Origin of the sequence: Bartonella sp. F02, from assembly GCF_026929975.1 — a bacterium.
Lineage (GTDB): Bacteria > Pseudomonadota > Alphaproteobacteria > Rhizobiales > Rhizobiaceae > Bartonella.
On sequence record NZ_JANHOK010000001.1, the window covers coordinates 81,516 to 99,810 of the forward strand.

General features: G+C 34.7%; 17 protein-coding genes. 7 read left to right on the top strand and 10 right to left on the bottom strand.

What is annotated here, in order from left to right; genetic code table 11:
* Positions 1 to 2: 2 nt before the first annotated feature.
* The 4 genes from sucC to NPY00_RS00390 all read right to left on the bottom strand — a co-directional run bounded on the left by sucC (position 3) and on the right by NPY00_RS00390 (position 4,340).
* Positions 3 to 1,199: an ADP-forming succinate--CoA ligase subunit beta gene (gene sucC, locus NPY00_RS00375; protein WP_269020050.1), complete on the bottom strand. Its 1,197-nt coding sequence runs from the start codon at positions 1,197 to 1,199 to the stop codon at positions 3 to 5.
* An 89-nt stretch (positions 1,200 to 1,288) separates the two neighbouring features.
* A complete protein-coding gene (gene mdh / locus NPY00_RS00380; protein WP_269020051.1) occupies positions 1,289 to 2,251 on the bottom strand; it encodes a malate dehydrogenase in 963 nt (320 codons plus the stop codon).
* A gap of 301 nt (positions 2,252 to 2,552) precedes the next feature.
* Entirely contained in the window at positions 2,553 to 3,731 is a 1,179-nt protein-coding gene (gene zapE, locus NPY00_RS00385) for a cell division protein ZapE (RefSeq protein ID WP_269020052.1), read from the bottom strand.
* 96 nt (positions 3,732 to 3,827) lie between these two features.
* A complete protein-coding gene (locus NPY00_RS00390) occupies positions 3,828 to 4,340 on the bottom strand; it encodes an AprI/Inh family metalloprotease inhibitor (RefSeq protein ID WP_269020053.1) in 513 nt (170 codons plus the stop codon).
* A 261-nt stretch (positions 4,341 to 4,601) separates the two neighbouring features.
* Here NPY00_RS00390 and dapF point away from each other — a divergent pair, with 261 nt between their 5' ends.
* The 6 genes from dapF (at position 4,602) to NPY00_RS00420 (ending at position 9,973) form a co-directional block, all read left to right on the top strand.
* Entirely contained in the window at positions 4,602 to 5,456 is an 855-nt protein-coding gene (dapF, locus tag NPY00_RS00395; protein ID WP_269020054.1) for a diaminopimelate epimerase, read from the top strand.
* A complete protein-coding gene (gene mtaB, locus NPY00_RS00400; protein ID WP_269020055.1) occupies positions 5,453 to 6,736 on the top strand; it encodes a tRNA (N(6)-L-threonylcarbamoyladenosine(37)-C(2))-methylthiotransferase MtaB in 1,284 nt (427 codons plus the stop codon). Before dapF ends, mtaB begins: the two co-directional genes overlap by 4 nt.
* A 14-nt stretch (positions 6,737 to 6,750) precedes the next feature.
* The gene (ftsY, locus tag NPY00_RS00405) at positions 6,751 to 7,986 is read left to right on the top strand and encodes a signal recognition particle-docking protein FtsY (RefSeq protein ID WP_269020056.1); all 1,236 of its coding nucleotides are present in this window, start codon (positions 6,751 to 6,753) and stop codon (positions 7,984 to 7,986) included.
* A complete protein-coding gene (locus tag NPY00_RS00410) occupies positions 7,983 to 8,666 on the top strand; it encodes a septation protein A (protein ID WP_269020057.1) in 684 nt (227 codons plus the stop codon). The genes ftsY and NPY00_RS00410 overlap by 4 nt, the downstream gene beginning before the upstream one ends.
* Before the next feature lie 66 nt (positions 8,667 to 8,732).
* A complete protein-coding gene (gene gloB / locus NPY00_RS00415; RefSeq protein ID WP_269020058.1) occupies positions 8,733 to 9,503 on the top strand; it encodes a hydroxyacylglutathione hydrolase in 771 nt (256 codons plus the stop codon).
* Positions 9,497 to 9,973: a hypothetical protein gene (locus tag NPY00_RS00420; RefSeq protein WP_269020059.1), complete on the top strand. Its 477-nt coding sequence runs from the start codon at positions 9,497 to 9,499 to the stop codon at positions 9,971 to 9,973. Before gloB ends, NPY00_RS00420 begins: the two co-directional genes overlap by 7 nt.
* On the opposite strand, the gene NPY00_RS00425 is transcribed toward NPY00_RS00420, so the two are convergent.
* From NPY00_RS00425 to rho, 6 genes are all read right to left on the bottom strand, one after another.
* A complete protein-coding gene (locus tag NPY00_RS00425; protein ID WP_269020060.1) occupies positions 9,974 to 10,900 on the bottom strand; it encodes a ParB/RepB/Spo0J family partition protein in 927 nt (308 codons plus the stop codon).
* A 44-nt stretch (positions 10,901 to 10,944) separates the two neighbouring features.
* Positions 10,945 to 11,742, bottom strand: coding sequence for a ParA family protein (locus NPY00_RS00430; RefSeq protein ID WP_269020061.1), 798 nt, complete (start codon positions 11,740 to 11,742; stop codon positions 10,945 to 10,947).
* A 6-nt stretch (positions 11,743 to 11,748) separates the two neighbouring features.
* The gene (gene rsmG / locus NPY00_RS00435) at positions 11,749 to 12,396 is read right to left on the bottom strand and encodes a 16S rRNA (guanine(527)-N(7))-methyltransferase RsmG (RefSeq protein WP_269020062.1); all 648 of its coding nucleotides are present in this window, start codon (positions 12,394 to 12,396) and stop codon (positions 11,749 to 11,751) included.
* Positions 12,396 to 14,264 (bottom strand): tRNA uridine-5-carboxymethylaminomethyl(34) synthesis enzyme MnmG, encoded by a 1,869-nt coding sequence (gene mnmG, locus NPY00_RS00440; RefSeq protein WP_269020063.1) that lies wholly within the window; start codon positions 14,262 to 14,264, stop codon positions 12,396 to 12,398. The genes rsmG and mnmG overlap by 1 nt, the downstream gene beginning before the upstream one ends.
* Positions 14,265 to 14,379: 115 nt before the next feature.
* Positions 14,380 to 15,687 carry a tRNA uridine-5-carboxymethylaminomethyl(34) synthesis GTPase MnmE gene (gene mnmE, locus NPY00_RS00445; protein WP_269020064.1) on the bottom strand — a complete coding sequence of 436 codons (1,308 nt, stop codon included), beginning with the start codon at positions 15,685 to 15,687 and terminating at the stop codon, positions 14,380 to 14,382.
* A 19-nt stretch (positions 15,688 to 15,706) separates the two neighbouring features.
* Positions 15,707 to 16,972: a transcription termination factor Rho gene (gene rho, locus NPY00_RS00450; protein WP_269020065.1), complete on the bottom strand. Its 1,266-nt coding sequence runs from the start codon at positions 16,970 to 16,972 to the stop codon at positions 15,707 to 15,709.
* A 493-nt stretch (positions 16,973 to 17,465) separates the two neighbouring features.
* Between rho and NPY00_RS00455 the strand changes: the two genes are divergently transcribed.
* Positions 17,466 to 18,290, top strand: a complete 825-nt coding sequence (locus NPY00_RS00455) for a pyruvate, water dikinase regulatory protein (RefSeq protein ID WP_269020066.1) — start codon at positions 17,466 to 17,468, stop codon at positions 18,288 to 18,290.
* Positions 18,291 to 18,295 lie beyond the last annotated feature (5 nt).

Below are 18,295 nucleotides of genomic sequence, written 5' to 3' on the forward strand. Positions count from 1 at the left end.
ATTTAGGCTCCCTTCACTGCTGCAACAATTTTCTGAGCAGCATCATCCAAATCATCAGCAGAAATAACATTTAAGCCACTGTCACTGATAATTGCTTTGCCTTGCTCAACATTCGTACCTTCAAGACGAACAACTAAAGGAACCTTTAAACCAACTTCCTTAACCGCAGCAATAACACCTTCAGCGATAACATCGCAGCGCATAATTCCACCAAAAATATTAACTAAAATACCTTTAACATTTGGATCAGCTGTAATAATCTTAAAAGCAGATGCTACTTTTTCTTTAGAAGCACCACCACCAACATCAAGAAAGTTTGCTGGTTCAGCCCCATACAGTTTAATGATATCCATTGTTGCCATAGCAAGACCGGCTCCATTGACCATACAACCAATCGTGCCATCTAGTGCAACATAAGCAAGATCATGCTTTGATGCTTCAATCTCCTTTGGATCTTCTTCCGAAGTATCCCGCAACTCCAAAATATCTGAATGGCGGAACAAAGCATTGTCATCGAAAGAAACTTTCGCATCAAGAACACGCAAACGACCATTTTTCATGACAATAAGCGGATTTATTTCCAGAAGACTCATATCCTTTTCACAAAAAGCTTTGTAGAGAATTGGAAAAAGTTTTTCGCCATCTTTTTGTGCATCATCTTGCAACTCGAGCGCATCACAAAGCTTTTTACAATCAGAAGAAGTCACTCCTTGTTCAGGATCAATAGAAAGAGTTAATATTTTTTCTGGTGTTTCTTCAGCAACAGTTTCAATATCCATTCCTCCTTCTGTTGAAACAACAAAAGAAACACGACCAACTGTACGATCAACCAAAAGCGAAAGATAAAGCTCTCGTTCAATATCAGCTCCATCTTCAATATAAATACGGTTGACCTGCTTACCTTCTGCTCCAGTTTGTTTGGTTACCAAAGTTTTACCAAGCATTTCTTTCACATTAGCGACAACCTCTTCAACCGACTTTGCAAGTCGAACACCGCCTTTTGAATCAGGGCCCAGCTCTTTAAACTTTCCCTTACCACGACCACCGGCATGAATCTGACTTTTAACCACATAAAGCGGACCAGGTAACTTCTTTGCCCATTTTTCAGCCTGCTCTACAGAATAAACAGCAACACCATTTGCAACTGGCGCACCATATTCATGAAGCAGACGTTTGGCCTGATATTCATGGATATTCATTCATTTGTCCTTTTCTTTTATGGATCACAAAACCGATTTTAAATTTTCATAGTATGTCAATAACTCTGTCTTCACTAACAGAATTTTGTTTATCCGAGACTTGGCGCAAGAGTGATACATGCATCACAAAGTTTTTGTACCGCATCAACAGATCGCTCAAATGCGCTTTTTTCATTTTTATCGAGATCAATTTCAATGACTCGCTCAACACCACCAGCACCAATAATAACAGGAACACCAACATACGTATCCTTAACGCCGTATTCACCAGAAAGATAAGCAGCAACAGGAACGATACGCTTTGTATCTTTCAAATAAGCTTCAGCCATAGAAACAGCAGAAGAAGCCGGCGCATAAAAAGCAGAACCTGTTTTTAACAATTTCACAATTTCTGCACCACCATCACGCGTACGTTGAATAATTTCATCTAATCTTTCTTGTGTTATCCAACCCATTTTTACGAGATCTGGCAAAGAAATACCACCAACTGTCGAATAGCGCACTAAAGGCACCATAGTATCGCCATGACCGCCCAAAACAAAGGCTGTTACATCTTTAACAGAAACTTTAAGTTCTTCAGACAAAAAGTAACGAAACCGCGCTGAATCAAGAACACCAGCCATGCCAACAACTTTTTGTGTTGGAAGACCGGAAAATTTCTGCAACGCCCAAACCATTGCATCAAGAGGATTTGTAATACAAATAACAAATGCTGACGATGCATATCTTTTAATTCCGGTACCAACTTGTTCCATGACCTTTAAGTTTATACCTAAAAGATCATCGCGACTCATACCAGGCTTACGCGCAACACCTGCCGTTACAATAACAACATCCGATCCCTCAATTGCTTCATAAGCATTTGTACCAATTAAATTGACATCAAAACCGTTAATAGATGAAGATTCTGCAATATCTAAAGCTTTACCTTGTGGCACACCTTCTGCAATATCAAACAAAACAACATCACCGAGCTCTTTAAGCCCAATCATATGAGCTAAAGTACCCCCAATCATCCCTGAACCAATAAGAGCTATTTTTTTCCTTGTCATTTTATTTCTCCCGAACTTGAGATAATTTGATGCAACACTTATAGCAGTAACATATTAAATTCTTTTGTAAATCTAATCATACTTTTCAATAATATCTCATTTTAACAATATTACTCAAAACATATGAAGGACAAACTTATCAAATCATCCTCTTCGAAACGGAACTTTTCTCTAAAAAATTGTCACAGATTGTTACATTATATCGATAAGATGAATCTTCAAAAAGTGCAACAGAATTATTACAATACTTTATATTCAAAGAGTTATTGTTTAAGCAGTTTACGTAAAGGTAAAGTAATAATCACTCTTTATCATCAAAAAATCGTTTTTTCCAAAGATTAAGATAATCTTCACTTTGCATTTCAAAAAGACGTGATTGTGTTCTTTGAAACTCAAATGTTTCTGTTGTCTTCAAATGTCCTTTGTATAAATTTTCAAGTTTTTCAGCAGCAGACATAAATAATCTTATGTTCCGCTCATAAAGAACATCGATAAGTAAAATAAATCGCTTAGTTTCATTGCGGTGTGTATCATCCATCACTGGAACATTATCAATAAAAATTGTATGATAACGCTTTCCTAAAACCAAATATTCAGCAACCGATAAAGGTTTTACACAAAGATCTTGATAATCAAAACGAGCACACCCCAAACCAGAGCGTGGAACATGAAGAGAATGTCCTTTAACAGATAAATTATCAAATGTTTCTTTTTGTCCTTTTAACGCCTGCATCCAAATTTGATTCATCTCTTCATCAGCTTTTGATCCTAACGGTGTTATATACACATTTTGTGAATTTGACTTTTCAAGACGATAATCTGTTTTGGCATCAAGATTAATAACATGAACATGCTTTTTCAAAATTTGAATAAAAGGTAAAAATAACTCTCGATTTAAGCCATTATAATAAAGATCATCAGGGGCAACATTTGAAGTCGCAACCAAAAGAACTCCCTGATTAAACAAAGCGGTCACAAGACGCCCAAGAATCATAGCATCAGCAATATCTGTTACGCTAAATTCATCAAAACATAATACACGCGCTTCTTGTGCAATACTTGCTGTAACTGCAAAAATAGAATTATCTTGTTCAGTTTTTGCCTTTTTAAACGCTTGACGATGCGCATTGATACGTTCATGCACATCCGTCATAAAATCATTAAAATGAACACGTTTTTTATTTTTTGTTGGCAAACAAGAAAAAAACAAATCCATGAGCATTGTTTTGCCTCGCCCAACTTCACCATAAATATATAATCCTCGAAAAGAACTTTCAGTATTATTTTGTTTTGAAACAAGAGAAACGATTTGTTTCTTTTTTTTAAAACGATTCAAAAATCTCTCAAACCAAGAAAGATTCCGTTCTGAAATAGTTTGTAACAAACAATCAAAAGATTCTGCTAAAGCCAATTGAGCCGGATCAAAATCAATTTCTTTTTTTGAAATTAGCTCTTTATAGCGTGTTGAAACTAAAGCCACTCAAACACTCCTCTGTCAAATCGTCTTCATTATGCAGATTTTTTATAAAAGCCATCCGCAGACATATATCTTTTTTTATCTACAGATTAAAATGAATTAACGATTTAACACAACACTTTGATTATCAAACGTAAGTCCTTCAAAACGGCCCATGCTATTAGAATAAAAAGCAGCAACGGCACGTCCCGCACCATCATAAAAATACAATCTTTTGCCTTTAATATTCCACGATTTTACCCGAGAAAAGATTCCTGGACAATGAAGAGGACCAGCCCTATACCCCTGACCAAATTTTGTTTGCGGTGTTGCGATTCTACAACCTCTTCCCCCAATAGAAAGATTCCATACACCAGCAACACTTGCAGGAAACAAATCAACTGCATTACTTGATAATTCAAGATTGACCATTTGTGTATCGTTTCTGATTTCTTCTCTTTCAGAAAATGAAGGTGAGGAATCTTCAGATGATGATAAATCATATGTCATTACAGGATAAAAAACTTTTTGTGTGTTCCCGATCTCTTTATTCTCAAATCGTGATGTTGAACAACCACTCAAAACAGCTATCATCGACACCACAATAAAAAATGATTTTTTTGAATATGTCATATATTTTACTCTTTCCCATAACGACAAATAGATTGACTCAAAAATGAATAAACTCTTCTTAGTAGTAGATATTTCTTAATATTGTATGTCATCTTACAAAGATAAATGAACAAAACGCATGAATAGATATAAAAAACAATAAAAACTTCTTCTTTTAAAAATGATCCTGTATCATTGATTATTTTTATCAAATACTAGAAATTTACAAGTTTTTCAGTCATATATTTCTTAATCATTAGACACGAGAAATAGAGAAGTTTTATGAAAATACCTTTCAGCAAAATGAATGGTCTAGGAAATCAAATTATCATCGCCGATATGCGCAAAAGTACATACAATATTACATCACAAGCGATTCTTACTCTAGCAAAAAATCCTCAAACACGCTTTGATCAAATTATGGCGATTCACAACCCCACACAAAAAGAAGCGCATTTTCGCATCGAAATATGGAATACTGATGGCTCAATGGCAAAAGCCTGTGGCAATGGTACGCGCTGCGTTATTGAATGGCTCTCTAACCACAATCTGGGTGAGAATTTTCTATTAGAAACACCTTCTGGAATCATTGAAGGTAAACGCCAAGCTGATGGTCTTATTTCTGTTGATATGGGATGTCCGCAGCTTAATGCAAAAAATATGCCTGTTTCACGTGAAATAATCGATACCAACCACGTGGAAATTACATCTGGCCCTTTAAAAGATGCTTGCCTCGTATCCATTGGCAACCTTCACGCTATTTTTTTTGTCGAAAACAATATTCAACATATCCCTCTGGAAAAATATGGACCAGAACTCGAATATAATCCACTGTTTCCAGAACGATGTAATATCTCTATTGCTCATGTAACATCACCAAAAAATCTCGTTTTACGAACGTGGGAGCGAGGAGCAGGATTAACCAAAGCATGTGGAAGCGCTGCATGTGCTAGCGCTGTAGCTGCCTATCGACGCGGACTAACAGAACGTCATATTAATGTAAACTTACCAGGAGGAACACTTTCTATTTTTTATAGAGAAGATAATCATGTTATTATGATAGGCTCGACGGAACATGAATTTAGCGGTTTTTTTGATCCTTTAACAGGCATCTATCAAAAGGATAATCTTTTATGACAATAGAAGTTGTAACATTTGGCTGTCGGCTCAACAGCTACGAATCAGAAATAATTCGTAAAGAAAGCGCTTCTTCAGGTCTTGGAGATCTCAAAGATGATACGATCATCTTTAATACATGTGCAGTTACTGCTGAAGCTGTGCGACAAGCCAAACAAGCCATCCGAAAAGCAAGACGTGAAAATCCTCACGCACGCATTATCGTAACAGGATGCGCTGCTCAAACAGAAGCAAAAAACTTTGCACGGATGACGGAAATCGATCTTGTTTTAGGGAATGAAGAAAAACTACACGCTCATTCTTACCGCCAACTTCCTGATTTTGGTATTAATCATGATGAGAAATTACGTGTTAATAACATTATGGAAGTCCACAAAATTGCTCCGCATATGGTTAATGCAACAGAGGGACGCACACGTGCCTTTGTACAAGTTCAAAACGGATGTGATCATAAATGTACATTTTGCATTATCCCTTATGGACGCGGACCTTCACGTTCCGTTCCCATGGGAGTAGTTATTGAACAGATAAAACAACTAACTGGAGACGGTATTCAAGAAATTGTTTTAACGGGTGTTGATCTCACAAGCTATGGTCCTGATCTTCCAGGAAACATTAGTTTAGGAAAATTAGTTTCAGCCATTTTGCGTCACGTTCCTGATTTACCGCGATTGCGTCTTTCATCTATAGATTCTATCGAAGCAGATCAAGAATTAATAAATCTTTTAGCTTATGAAAATAGAATAATGCCACATTTGCATTTATCCTTACAGGCAGGGGATAACATGATTTTAAAAAGAATGAAGCGACGGCATCTCCGTGAACATGCTATTCAATTTTGCCAAGATTTGCGTGCTAAACGTCCTACAATGGTTTACGGTGCCGATTTAATTGCGGGTTTTCCAACAGAGACAGACGAAATGTTTCAAAACAGTTTAACTTTAATTGAAGATTGTGGTTTAACTCATCTCCATGTTTTTCCTTTTAGCCCAAGAGAAGGGACTCCTGCAGCCCGCATGCCACAAGTCAACCGTGAAACAATAAAGCTTCGAGCAAAAAAATTACGCAAAGCTGGTGACAAAGCCTACCAAAAACATCTCACCCATTTGCAAAATAGCCAACAAACAATTTTAGTTGAAAAAGATGAATTGGGACGAACAGAAGATTACACTCTTTCATATATTAAAGGAGCTAAAGCAGGAACTATTGTAAAAGCTCTTATTGTTGATCATGATAACAATAAATTAATTGCGACACATCTCGAATCAAATGCTGCTTAAACAGGAAAGTTCTTATGACAAAATCTCTTATCAAAAAAATGTTTTCTTTTAAGAAGTCTAAAGAACAAAAACAGCCTCTTTCTTCTTGTGAAGCTGAAAAAGTTATCAAAAAAGATAAATATGAAAACGATACGACAAAAAATAATCAATCGTTTATAAACAACAATATAACAGAACAAGAACAAAAAGAAATATCGAGCTCGACATCTCAAAAACAGCATGAGCAAACGCCACACCTTGAGATTTCTTCGAATAAAGTGATTATAACTCATACGATTTATGAAAAAAAAGCGGAAGAGTCTTCATCAACACTTAATGTTGAACCTCAAAAGACCATGTGGTTTGAACGCCTAAAAAAAGGCTTATCTCTCTCGTCACAACGACTCGGTGATTCGATTAGTTCACTCTTTATCAAACAAAAACTTGATGAAGATACCTTGCAAAAATTGGAAGATATTCTTATTCAATCCGATCTTGGCTTAGAAACAACGACACGTATTATTGATGCTCTTGCTTCTGATCGCTATGAAAAAAATTTATCTTCTCATGATATTCATACTATCGTAGCAAATGAAATAAAAAAAGTCCTCGAACCTGTTGCTATTCCATTAGAACTTGACCTTAATCATAAACCTCATGTTATCTTGTTGGTCGGTGTAAATGGTACTGGAAAAACAACAACAATTGGAAAATTAGCTGCCAAACTCATTGCAGGAGGTTTAAAAGTTACACTTGCTGCAGGCGATACATTTCGTGCTGCCGCTATTGAGCAACTCCACATTTGGGGAAAACGGACAGGAGCTCCTGTTATATCAACAAAACTTGGTGCAGATGCCGCTAGTTTAGCTTTTGATGCTTATGAACAAGCTAAAAAAACAAACAGTGACGTATTAATTATTGACACAGCTGGACGTTTACAAAATAAAACTGAATTGATGGATGAGTTAGCAAAAATTATTCGTGTTCTAAAAAAACAGAATCCTCAAGCACCTCATACTGTCCTTCAAACACTTGATGCAACCACCGGACAAAATGCACTTAATCAGGTGGATATTTTTGGTAATATTGCAAATGTGAATGGTTTAGTTATGACAAAACTTGATGGTTCAGCACGGGGGGGAATTCTTGTTGCTATCGCAGCAAAATTTAAATTACCCGTTTATTTTATTGGCATAGGAGAGAATATTGAGGATCTTGAACCTTTTTCTGCTTCTGATTTTGCCGATGCTATTGCAGGAAGACACTCATGAAAAACTCTTTTTTCGAAACAAATTCACAAAACAACACTGAAAATACAAATAACAATCAAAAAAAAGCTCTTTCACAAAAACTCAGGTTTTTCTTGGAAATGGGGCCATTAATTATTTTTTTTCTTGCCAATTATAAAGGCGAATGGTTGATAAATAATATTGAGCTTTTTAAAAGTTTTGATAAACCCATTTTTCCTGCAACAGCTATTTTTATGATAGCGATTGTTATTTCTCTCATTTTATCATGGATTATTGCACGAACAATTCCTGTAATGCCTCTTATTTCAGGAATATTTATTTTGGTTTTTGGTTTTCTAACACTTTGGCTTCACAATGACACTTTTATCAAAATGAAACCAACAATCATTAATATGCTATTTGCTGCTATTCTTTTTGGAGGTATGCTCTTTAAAAAAGCATTACTCAGTTATGTTTTTGATTCTGCCCTGAAACTTGATGATTTGGGCTGGAAAAAATTAACATATAACTGGGCCTTTTTTTTCTTTTTTCTTGCAATTTTGAATGAAATTATTTGGCGCAATTTTAGTGATGATTTCTGGGCCAGTTTTAAAGTTTTTGGTATTATGCCTATAACAATTTTATTTACATTAATGCAAATGCCTATCATCTTAAAACACTCAAAAAAAACTTTGATAGAAAATAATGAATCCAATTCTTAAAAGGGATATATTCTTAGTCACGAGCTATTCATAAGCTCGTGACGTATTATTCATTGGAGAGAATAAGTGTTAATTGAACAATTTATCTGTAGAGAAGATAATTTTGGTGTGCTTATTCACGATGAAAAAAGTGGTTATACAGCTGCAATTGATGCACCGGAAGGCAATGCAATACATAAAGCACTAAAAAAACGGAATTGGACGCTTCAAGCTGTTTTTGTGACACATCACCATTATGATCATGTAGCAGCATTAGCAGAAATAAAACAAATCTATAACGCTACAATTATTGGACCAGAAGCAGAAAGTGATAAAATTTCTCTTCTTGATAGAACATTACAGCCTGAAGAGAAATTTCGTTTTGGTACACATATTCTCTCTGCTCTTTCGACCCCAGGTCATACGTTAGGAGCCGTTTCTTATTATTTTCCTCAAGCAAATTTACTATTTGCAGGAGATACTCTTTTTTCTCTTGGCTGTGGTCGCCTTTTTGAAGGAACCCCAGCGCAAATGCTTAATTCTTTAAAAAAACTTCGTCAATTACCTGATAAAACACTACTTTATTGTGGTCATGAATACACTAAAGACAATGCACTTTTTGCATTAACGATTGATCCAAAAAATCAAAAACTTCACAAAAAAGCAGAAGAAATTTTTCAATTACGAGCAAAAAATGCCATGACTTTACCAACAAATCTAGGAGAAGAAAAAGAAATGAATCCTTTTCTTCGTTGGGATGATAGTGCTGTGCGAAGAAATCTCGCAATGGAAAAAGAAACTGATGAAGAAGTCTTTGCCGAAATACGGAAAAGAAAGGATCATTTTATACCATGTTGAAATTTTCATTAAATCTATTCTTTATTTTCTTTTTCCTTTTAACATCCTCTCACAAAGGAGGAGCAAACAGTACAGATAATAATTTTGTTTCAGCTCCTATTAAAAATCTAAGTATCGTTGAGAATTTTCCTTTAACAGAAGATTTTCTTTCTAAAATAGAACAAATTCAAAAAGAAATTAAAAATTTACCTTCAGAATCTATAACACCTTATGCAGAAAATGATAATAGTATTAACGGGCTCGTTGCTTATGTATCTGCTCAACAAAAACTAAGTGATATTTTAGAAAAAAATAATATTTCACCAAAAGATTATGTTATTGGGTTAATGGCACTCCAAATAACATTGGCTACTGTATCAGCTCTTGAAAATGAAGATTATTTTTTTGATAAAAAAACGACTCTCTCCCAAAGTAATGTGGAGTTTGGTAAGAAGCATATTAGCCGCATTCGCACTATATTAGATAATTAATTATTTTTGTAAACGTCGGCAAATATCATCCAATTGTTCTAGTGAAGAATAATGGATTTTTAAATCACCGCCTTTTTTACTATGCCGAATAACAACTTTCATTCCAATAACATCAGAAAGTAATTTTTCTAAAGATTTTGTTTCGGCATTTTTCTCTATTGTCGTTTGTTTTGTAACTTTTGAATCTCCTTGTTTATGTACAAGCATTTCTGCTTGACGAACAGAAAGTCCTTCACGAATAATTTTTTCAGCTAAACTTTGCGGATCATCAACAGTAATAAGACAACGAGCATGCCCTGCTGAAAGTTGTCCTTCTATTAGAAATTGTTGCACTTTTGCTGGAAGTTTTAATAAGCGAAGGGTATTAGCAACATGACTTCGACTTTTTCCAATAATTTGTGCTAAATCTGTTTGGGTATAATTATGTTCATTAAGCAAAATTTGATATCCCATCCCTTCTTCTATAGGATTAAGATCTGTACGTTGAACATTTTCAATAATAGCTAATTCTAAAGCTGTTTTATCATCTACATCACGAACAATAACAGGCAACTGATTTAAATTTGCTCTTTGTGCAGCGCGCCATCGCCGTTCACCTGCAATTAATTCAAAACGATTGGGATGATCTCGCAGTGGCCTTACAATAATAGGCTGAACAATACCATGTTGACTGATAGATTGTGCTAAATCGTCAAGTTCTGAATCCGTAAAATAACGTCTTGGGTTATTGGGATTTCGCGAAATAAATTCAATAGGAACAATTTGTTCAAAAGCTGTATTATTTGTAGAAACTGAAGAAACTATATTTGTATCAGATTTCAATTTAGTATAATGCGATGAATCTACAGAGCTTGGATTTAAATTTATATCTCCAATCAACGCTGCTAATCCGCGACCTAGTCTTTTTTTAGATTGATCCTCACTCATAGTTTTTCTCTTTAATTTATTTTATTAAAATATTTTTTTACGTTTTAAGCCGCATTTTGCGCTTGCTTTTCTCGTTGAATAACTTCTGATGCTAATTTTAAATAAGCTTGGCTACCTGCGCATTTAAGATCATAAAGTAAAACTGGTTTACCAAAAGAGGGAGCTTCAGATACACGGACATTACGAGGAATGATAGTACGATAAACTTTTTCTCCCATAAAAGAACGTACATCTTCAACAACTTGGTTTGAAAGATTATTCCGTTTATCATACATTGTTAAAACAATTCCTTGAATTTCTAAAGATGGATTTAAAACAGAACGCACCTGTTTTACCGTTTCAAGTAATTGGCTTAATCCTTCAAGAGCTAAAAATTCACACTGCATAGGAACAAGAACAGAATCTGCTGCTCCCATAGCATTTAATGTTAAAAGATTAAGAGAAGGAGGACAATCAATCAGAACATAACTGAATTTTTTATCCATTTTTGGATCATTACATAGAGCTTTACGCAATCTTTTAATACGATCTTGTGATGAAGCTATTTCCATCTCAACACCTAGAAGATCAAGCGTAGAGGGGACTATATGCAAATTAGGAACAGCTGTTTTTAAAGCAGCTTCTGCAATTGAGATTCCAGAAACCAAAACATCGTAAGATGATAAGGGGCGATTATTGCGATCAATTCCAAGCCCTGTACTGGCATTTCCTTGAGGATCTATATCCATAATAAGAACATTTTCACCAATAGCAGCCAAAGCTGTCGCAAGATTAATTGCCGTTGTTGTTTTACCCACCCCACCTTTTTGGTTTGCAATAGCGATGATGCGTGTTTCGCTCATTTTGCTTTACCCTTTACATGATCGTACATGAGAAATTTCTAAAATAACAGAATTTTTGTCAACTTTGCTTTGATATTTTAGCAAATTAAATTCCCAATTGGCAGAAGCATTTTCAATTTCTATAACGTAATCCCGACCTTTTTGCAAAAGAGCAATTGTTTTTTTCTCTAACCAAGGTGATATAAGGTGAAAAAGACTGTCTAATGAAGCTAAACCTCGTGCTGTTATTACTTCTGGTGATTTTATTTTTTGGTAAACATTTTCGATTCTACAATGATGAACGGTCGCAGGAAGATTGAGTTGAGCAATGACAGTCCGCAAAAAAGCAACTTTTTTTCCATTACTTTCAACTAAATCAATATGCCCTCTTTTTTGTTCTTTCATAAAAATAGCGATAACAATTGCAGGAAATCCTCCTCCTGATCCAAGATCACACCAACGTAAAAACTGACTCTGTAAAGGATAAATTTGCGCAGAATCTAAAATATGACGTGTCCATAAGACAGGTATTGTTGCATTTGATATCAAGTTGATATGTGCATTCCATTGAATAATTAAAGATTCGAACTCTATTAAATCTTCCATAGTTTCACGTGAAACAGAAGGAATTATATTTAAAAGTTCTTTATATTTTTTTTCTTTTGAAATAATCATTAAGCTGATTTAGCCTTTTCACGTCGTTGACGTTGAATATATGTAATAATTAAAGATAATGCTGCTGGTGTCATTCCATCAATTTTTTGAGCATCTGCAATCGAACGAGGAGATACTTTTTTCATTTTATCTTTTAACTCATTAGAAAGTCCAGAAACACTTTGAACATCAAAAGAAGAAGGTATTTTTAAATTTTCATCTCTTTGAAGTGATGCAATATCTTGTGCTTGTCTTTCTAAATAAACCGCATATTGCGCTTCTATTTCTAAAGCTTCAACTGTTTTAGAATCAATTGATTGTAATTGAGGCCAAAAATGTGAAAGACGTCCTATACTCATATGAGGATAAGCTAAAAGATCATATGCCGAACGCTTAACGCCATCATGATTTACTTGCAATCCATGAGAAGATGCTTCATTTGGAGTTAAAAATAAACTTTGACAGATTGATCGTGCTTGATCAAGACGTTGTTGTTTATGCTGATAACAAGACCAACGGAGATTGCTTACAATACCCCATTGATAAGCTAAAGGTGTTAAACGTATATCAGCATTATCAGCTCGCAAAGACAAACGAAATTCAGCGCGTGAAGTAAACATTCGATAAGGTTCACAAACTCCTCTTAAAACTAAATCGTCTACCATAACACCAATATAAGCTGAAGAACGACTTAGAACTATTTCTTCTAATCCACCGACTTTACGTGCAGCATTTAAACCAGCCAAAAGTCCTTGAGCTCCAGCTTCTTCATATCCCGTTGTACCATTAATTTGACCAGCTAAAAATAACCCTGACAAAGATTTTAATTCTAAACTTTTAGAAAGTTGTCGTGGATCGATAAAATCATATTCAATAGCATATCCTGGCTGTAAAATTTCAACATTCTCTAATCCCTCAATTGTTTTTAAGAGAGAAATTTGTACATCTTCAGGAAGAGATGTAGAAATACCATTCGGATAAATAGTATCGTCATTCAATCCTTCTGGTTCCAAAAAAATCTGATGTCCATCACGTTCACCAAATTTAACAATTTTATCTTCAATAGAAGGACAATAGCGTGGCCCCAATCCTTCAATAGCTCCAGAATATAATGCAGATCGATGAATATTTTCACGAATAATTTGATGTGTTTTCTCATTTGTACGTGTTATGGCACATTCAATTTGAGGTTGTTTTATTTCTTCTGTTAATAAAGAAAAAGTTACAGGATCTTCATCTGCTTTTTGTTTTGGAAGAATATCCCAGCGAATTGTTTTTTTACTAAGACGAGCAGGCGTTCCTGTTTTTAACCGTCCAAGATTTATACCATATTTTTTCAAACGTTCAGCAAGTTGTATACTTGATTGTTCTCCCATTCGTCCAGCAGACCATTTTTTATCTCCAATATGAATGAGACCACGTAAAAATGTTCCCGTCGTTAAAACAACCGCACCAGAAAAGACATTTCCTTGCTTCTTTAAAAGAACACCTGAAACACAATTTTCTTTTACAATTAAATCAACAACCTCGTCTTCAATAAGAGTTAAATTATCTTGTTCTTGGAGAAAATTTTGAATTGCTTTTTTGTACAATTGCCGATCAGCTTGTGTACGCGGACCTCTTACTGCTGGCCCTTTACGTCTATTAAGAAGACGAAATTGAATTCCTGCAGCATCTGCTGCTCGTCCCATAAGGCCATCTAAAGCATCTATTTCGCGAACTAAATGCCCTTTTCCAAGTCCACCAATAGCGGGATTACAAGACATTGTTCCAATTTCTGATATTTTATAGGTAATAAGGGCTGTTTTCGCTCCAGTACGTGCTGAAGCTGAAGCAGCTTCACAACCAGCATGACCACCTCCAACAACGATGACATCATACAATTGCATTTTAAATTCATCCTAATAAAATAATTAAAACAACTCTATAAAATAAAAAGAGTTTATAAAATACATGATCTTGATCGTATCTGTCTATGAAATAATAAATGTTTCACGTGAATCACTATTTACCAATACAGAATTGCGAAAAAATAATATCAAGTAAATCTTCAACATCAATATCTCCCGTAATTCTTCCAAGTGAATCACTTGCACGACGCAAATGTTCTGCTCGTAAACTTAAATCAAGAGAAACATAATTGATTGAAGCATCAATTTCTTTAACAGCTTCTCTCAATAGTTGAATCTGCCTTTTTCGCGCTGGAACAATATTTCCAATTTCAGAAATACGCCGTAAACAAAAAGACTCTATTTCTTTTACAAAATGATCAAAATTTAAACCTGTTAAAGCAGAAAACTGTATAGGCCAATGTGTTTTATCTCCTTCATAAAGGTCAAGTTTATTTCCAACAGACCATATTTCAGCAGATGTTTCAGGTAAATGAACCTGTTGAGGATTCCCCATATCACTCACTAAAATAACTAAATCAGCATCCATAACACACTGTTTAGCTGCTTCTATTCCTAACTGTTCAATTTTGTTTTCTGTTTTTCTAAAACCAGCAGTATCTGTTAAAAGAATTGGTAAACCAGCAAGGACTAATCTAATTTCTAAAGCATCACGCGTTGTCCCTTCCTCTTCTGTTACAATAGCAACAGACCTTCCAGCAAAACGGTTAATAATACTTGATTTTCCGGAATTTGGAGCTCCTACAAGAGCAATTTTTATTCCATCGCGTAAAACGCTTGCCCTTTCTCCATCAGTAATATGTTTACAAATTGAATGGCAAAGTTCTTTTAAATCTTGCCAAATTTTTTCAGATGAAAAACTAGAAACATCAGCCTCATCAGAAAAATCTAATTCTGCTTCAATCAAAGCACGTGCTGTCATCAATTTATGACGCCAATCACGATAAAGATTTGTAAGACTACCACTCGTTCCCATAACAGCTAAACGTCTTTGACTTTCTGTTTCTGCTTCTATGAGATCAGCAAGAGCTTCTGCTTGAACTAAATCTATTTTCCCTTCGACAAAGGCTCGACGTGAAAATTCTCCTGCTTCAGCAATACGACATCCAGTAAATGTGGATAATTCATCAAGAAAACGGCTAACGACAGCTTTTCCTCCATGGAGGTGAAATTCAGCACAATCTTCACCTGTAAAACTGTGAGGAGCAGGAAAAAAAACAGTTAAAGCTGAATCTAAAAAAGTTCCATCACGAGCAATAAGGTCACCATAATGCATAAATCTTGCTTTAGGAAGAAAACCACAAAGCGTTTTAACAACTTCAACAACATGAGGACCAGAAAGTCGAATAACAGCGACTCCTGAAGGTAACAACCCACTTGAAACAGCAAAGATTGTATCCACAGGATTAACCCTAATAAAATTAAGTATTCATTGAATCAAAAAATTCACTATTGTTTTTCGTCTGTTTTAGCTTATCAATCAAAAACTCAATTGCATCTGTCACATTCATCGGTGCTAGAATACGACGAAGAACAAAAATCTTATGTAAATCTTGACGTGCCACCAAAAGATCTTCTTTACGTGTTCCGGATTTTAAAATATCCATTGCTGGGAAAATACGTTTATCAGCAACTTTACGATCAAGAACAATTTCCGAATTACCAGTTCCCTTAAATTCTTCAAAAATAACTTCATCCATACGGCTACCCGTATCAATTAAAGCAGTTGCAATAATTGTTAGAGACCCACCTTCTTCAATATTACGTGCTGCACCAAAAAAACGCTTTGGACGTTGTAAAGCATTTGCATCAACACCACCTGTTAAAACTTTACCAGATGAAGGAACAACAGTATTATAGGCTCGACCAAGACGGGTAATTGAATCAAGAAGAATCACAACATCACGCCCATATTCAACAAGACGCTTAGCTTTTTCAATAACCATTTCAGCAACTTGAACATGCCGTATTGCTGGTTCATCAAAAGTGGAAGAAACTACTTCTCCTTTTACAGAACGCTGCATATCAGTAACTTCCTCTGGTCTTTCATCGATCAAAAGAACAATAAGGTAACATTCAGGGTGATTAGTTGTAATAGAATGTGCTATATTTTGTAATAAAACTGTTTTCCCCGTTCTAGGAGGAGCTACAATTAATCCTCGCTGACCTTTTCCTAAGGGGGATATTAAATCAATCACCCGCGATGACATATCCTTTTCTGTAGGATCTTGTATCTCCATTTGGAAACGTTCATTTGAATAAAGGGGTGTAAGATTATCAAAATGAACTTTATAACGAATTTTTTCAGGATCTTCATAATTAATTGTATTGATCTTGAGAAGAGCAAAATAACGTTCTCCTTCTTTAGGGCTCCGTATCGGTCCCTCAACAGTATCTCCTGTTTTTAAAGAAAAAGATTGAATTTGTGCTGGTGAAAGATAAATATCGTCTGGACCAGGGAGATAATTAGCATTTGCTGATCGTAAAAACCCAAATCCATCTTGAAGAACTTCAACAACTCCTTCTCCAATAATTTCAACATCTTGCAATGCTAATTTTTTTAAAATAGCAAACATTAATTCTTGTTTACGCATCAATGAAGCGTTTTCAACTTCTAATGTTTCGGCAAAAGAGACAAGTTCAACTGGGTTCTTGTTTTTAAGTTCTTGTAGTTTCATTTCCTGCATGAAATATGCTCTTTGGTTTTATTAGGAAGTTATTTTAAATTTACGGAAGATTTAGAGAATGGAACAATTCTATAAGTTGTAAAGAAGCGCCTTTATACACTCAACTCTTTGAAACTGCAAGCATAACTCTTAATGATTTCTCCTTAATACATAGTTTTTTAATCTTTTTTAGAAGAGCTATTGTTAATAATTTTTCAATTTTTTTAAATTAATAATTTTTTAGAAGAGAGTTTTTTTTCTTATTTAAACCTGTGTTTTATGTGAATTATTATTTATACTCTTTTTTCCTCAATTATATCCACAACTAGAAATAAAAAAAATATAAGAATAAAATTATCTTAGAACTATTATCCACTATCTTTAAGAAAATAATGGATTTATTCGCTAAGGTTATTTAGTTTGTGCATAAGAGTAGAATTTTTTCCTTGAATTTTAGTTTTATAAAAAAATACAGCGCTATATACACATGTATTAACAAGGAGTTAAAATTTCTGTGACAAAAGAAAAAAAATCTTTTCATTTACATATGATTTCTGATGCAACAGGAGAAACTTTAATCTCTGCAGGGAGAGCTGTCGCAGCTCAATACGCGATGTTTCAGGCAATAGAGCATATCTATCCGATGATTCGAAATAAAGTACAGTTGCAGAGAGTTCTCGATGAAATAAAACAAGAGCCTGGTATTGTTCTTTATACAATTATTGATAAAAATATAAAATTACTTATCAATAAGACATGTGCAAAAGTGGGTATTCCCTGTATTGATATATTGAATCCTATTTTAAATGCTTTTCAATCTTATCTTGGGATACCAACAAATTTACGTGTAAGTGCGCAACATGATCTCAATGAAGATTATTTTCGTCGTATTGAGGCATTGGATTTTACAATAGAGCATGATGATGGACAATCATCTGAAGGATTAATGTGTGCGGACGTAATTCTTATAGGAATTTCAAGAACATCTAAAACACCAACCAGTATTTATTTGGCAAATCGTGGTATAAAAACCGCTAATGTACCGCTCATTCCAGGGATTGATTTACCACAAGGTCTTTTTAAAGCTAAAAATTCTTTGATTGTTTGTTTAATAGCTTCTGTTGAAAGAATTTCACATGTTCGTAAAAATCGAGATCTTGGAGATGGTTTTGTTTCTGAAAGTTATATTGATCGCACCAAGATAGCTGAAGAATTAACTTATTCAAAACGTGTTTGTGAACGTTATGGGTGGCCTATTATTGATGTTACAAGACGTTCTATAGAAGAAAATGCTGCAGCGGTATTTGAACTTTTATCACGATTTCGCGAAGGAAAATGAGAAAA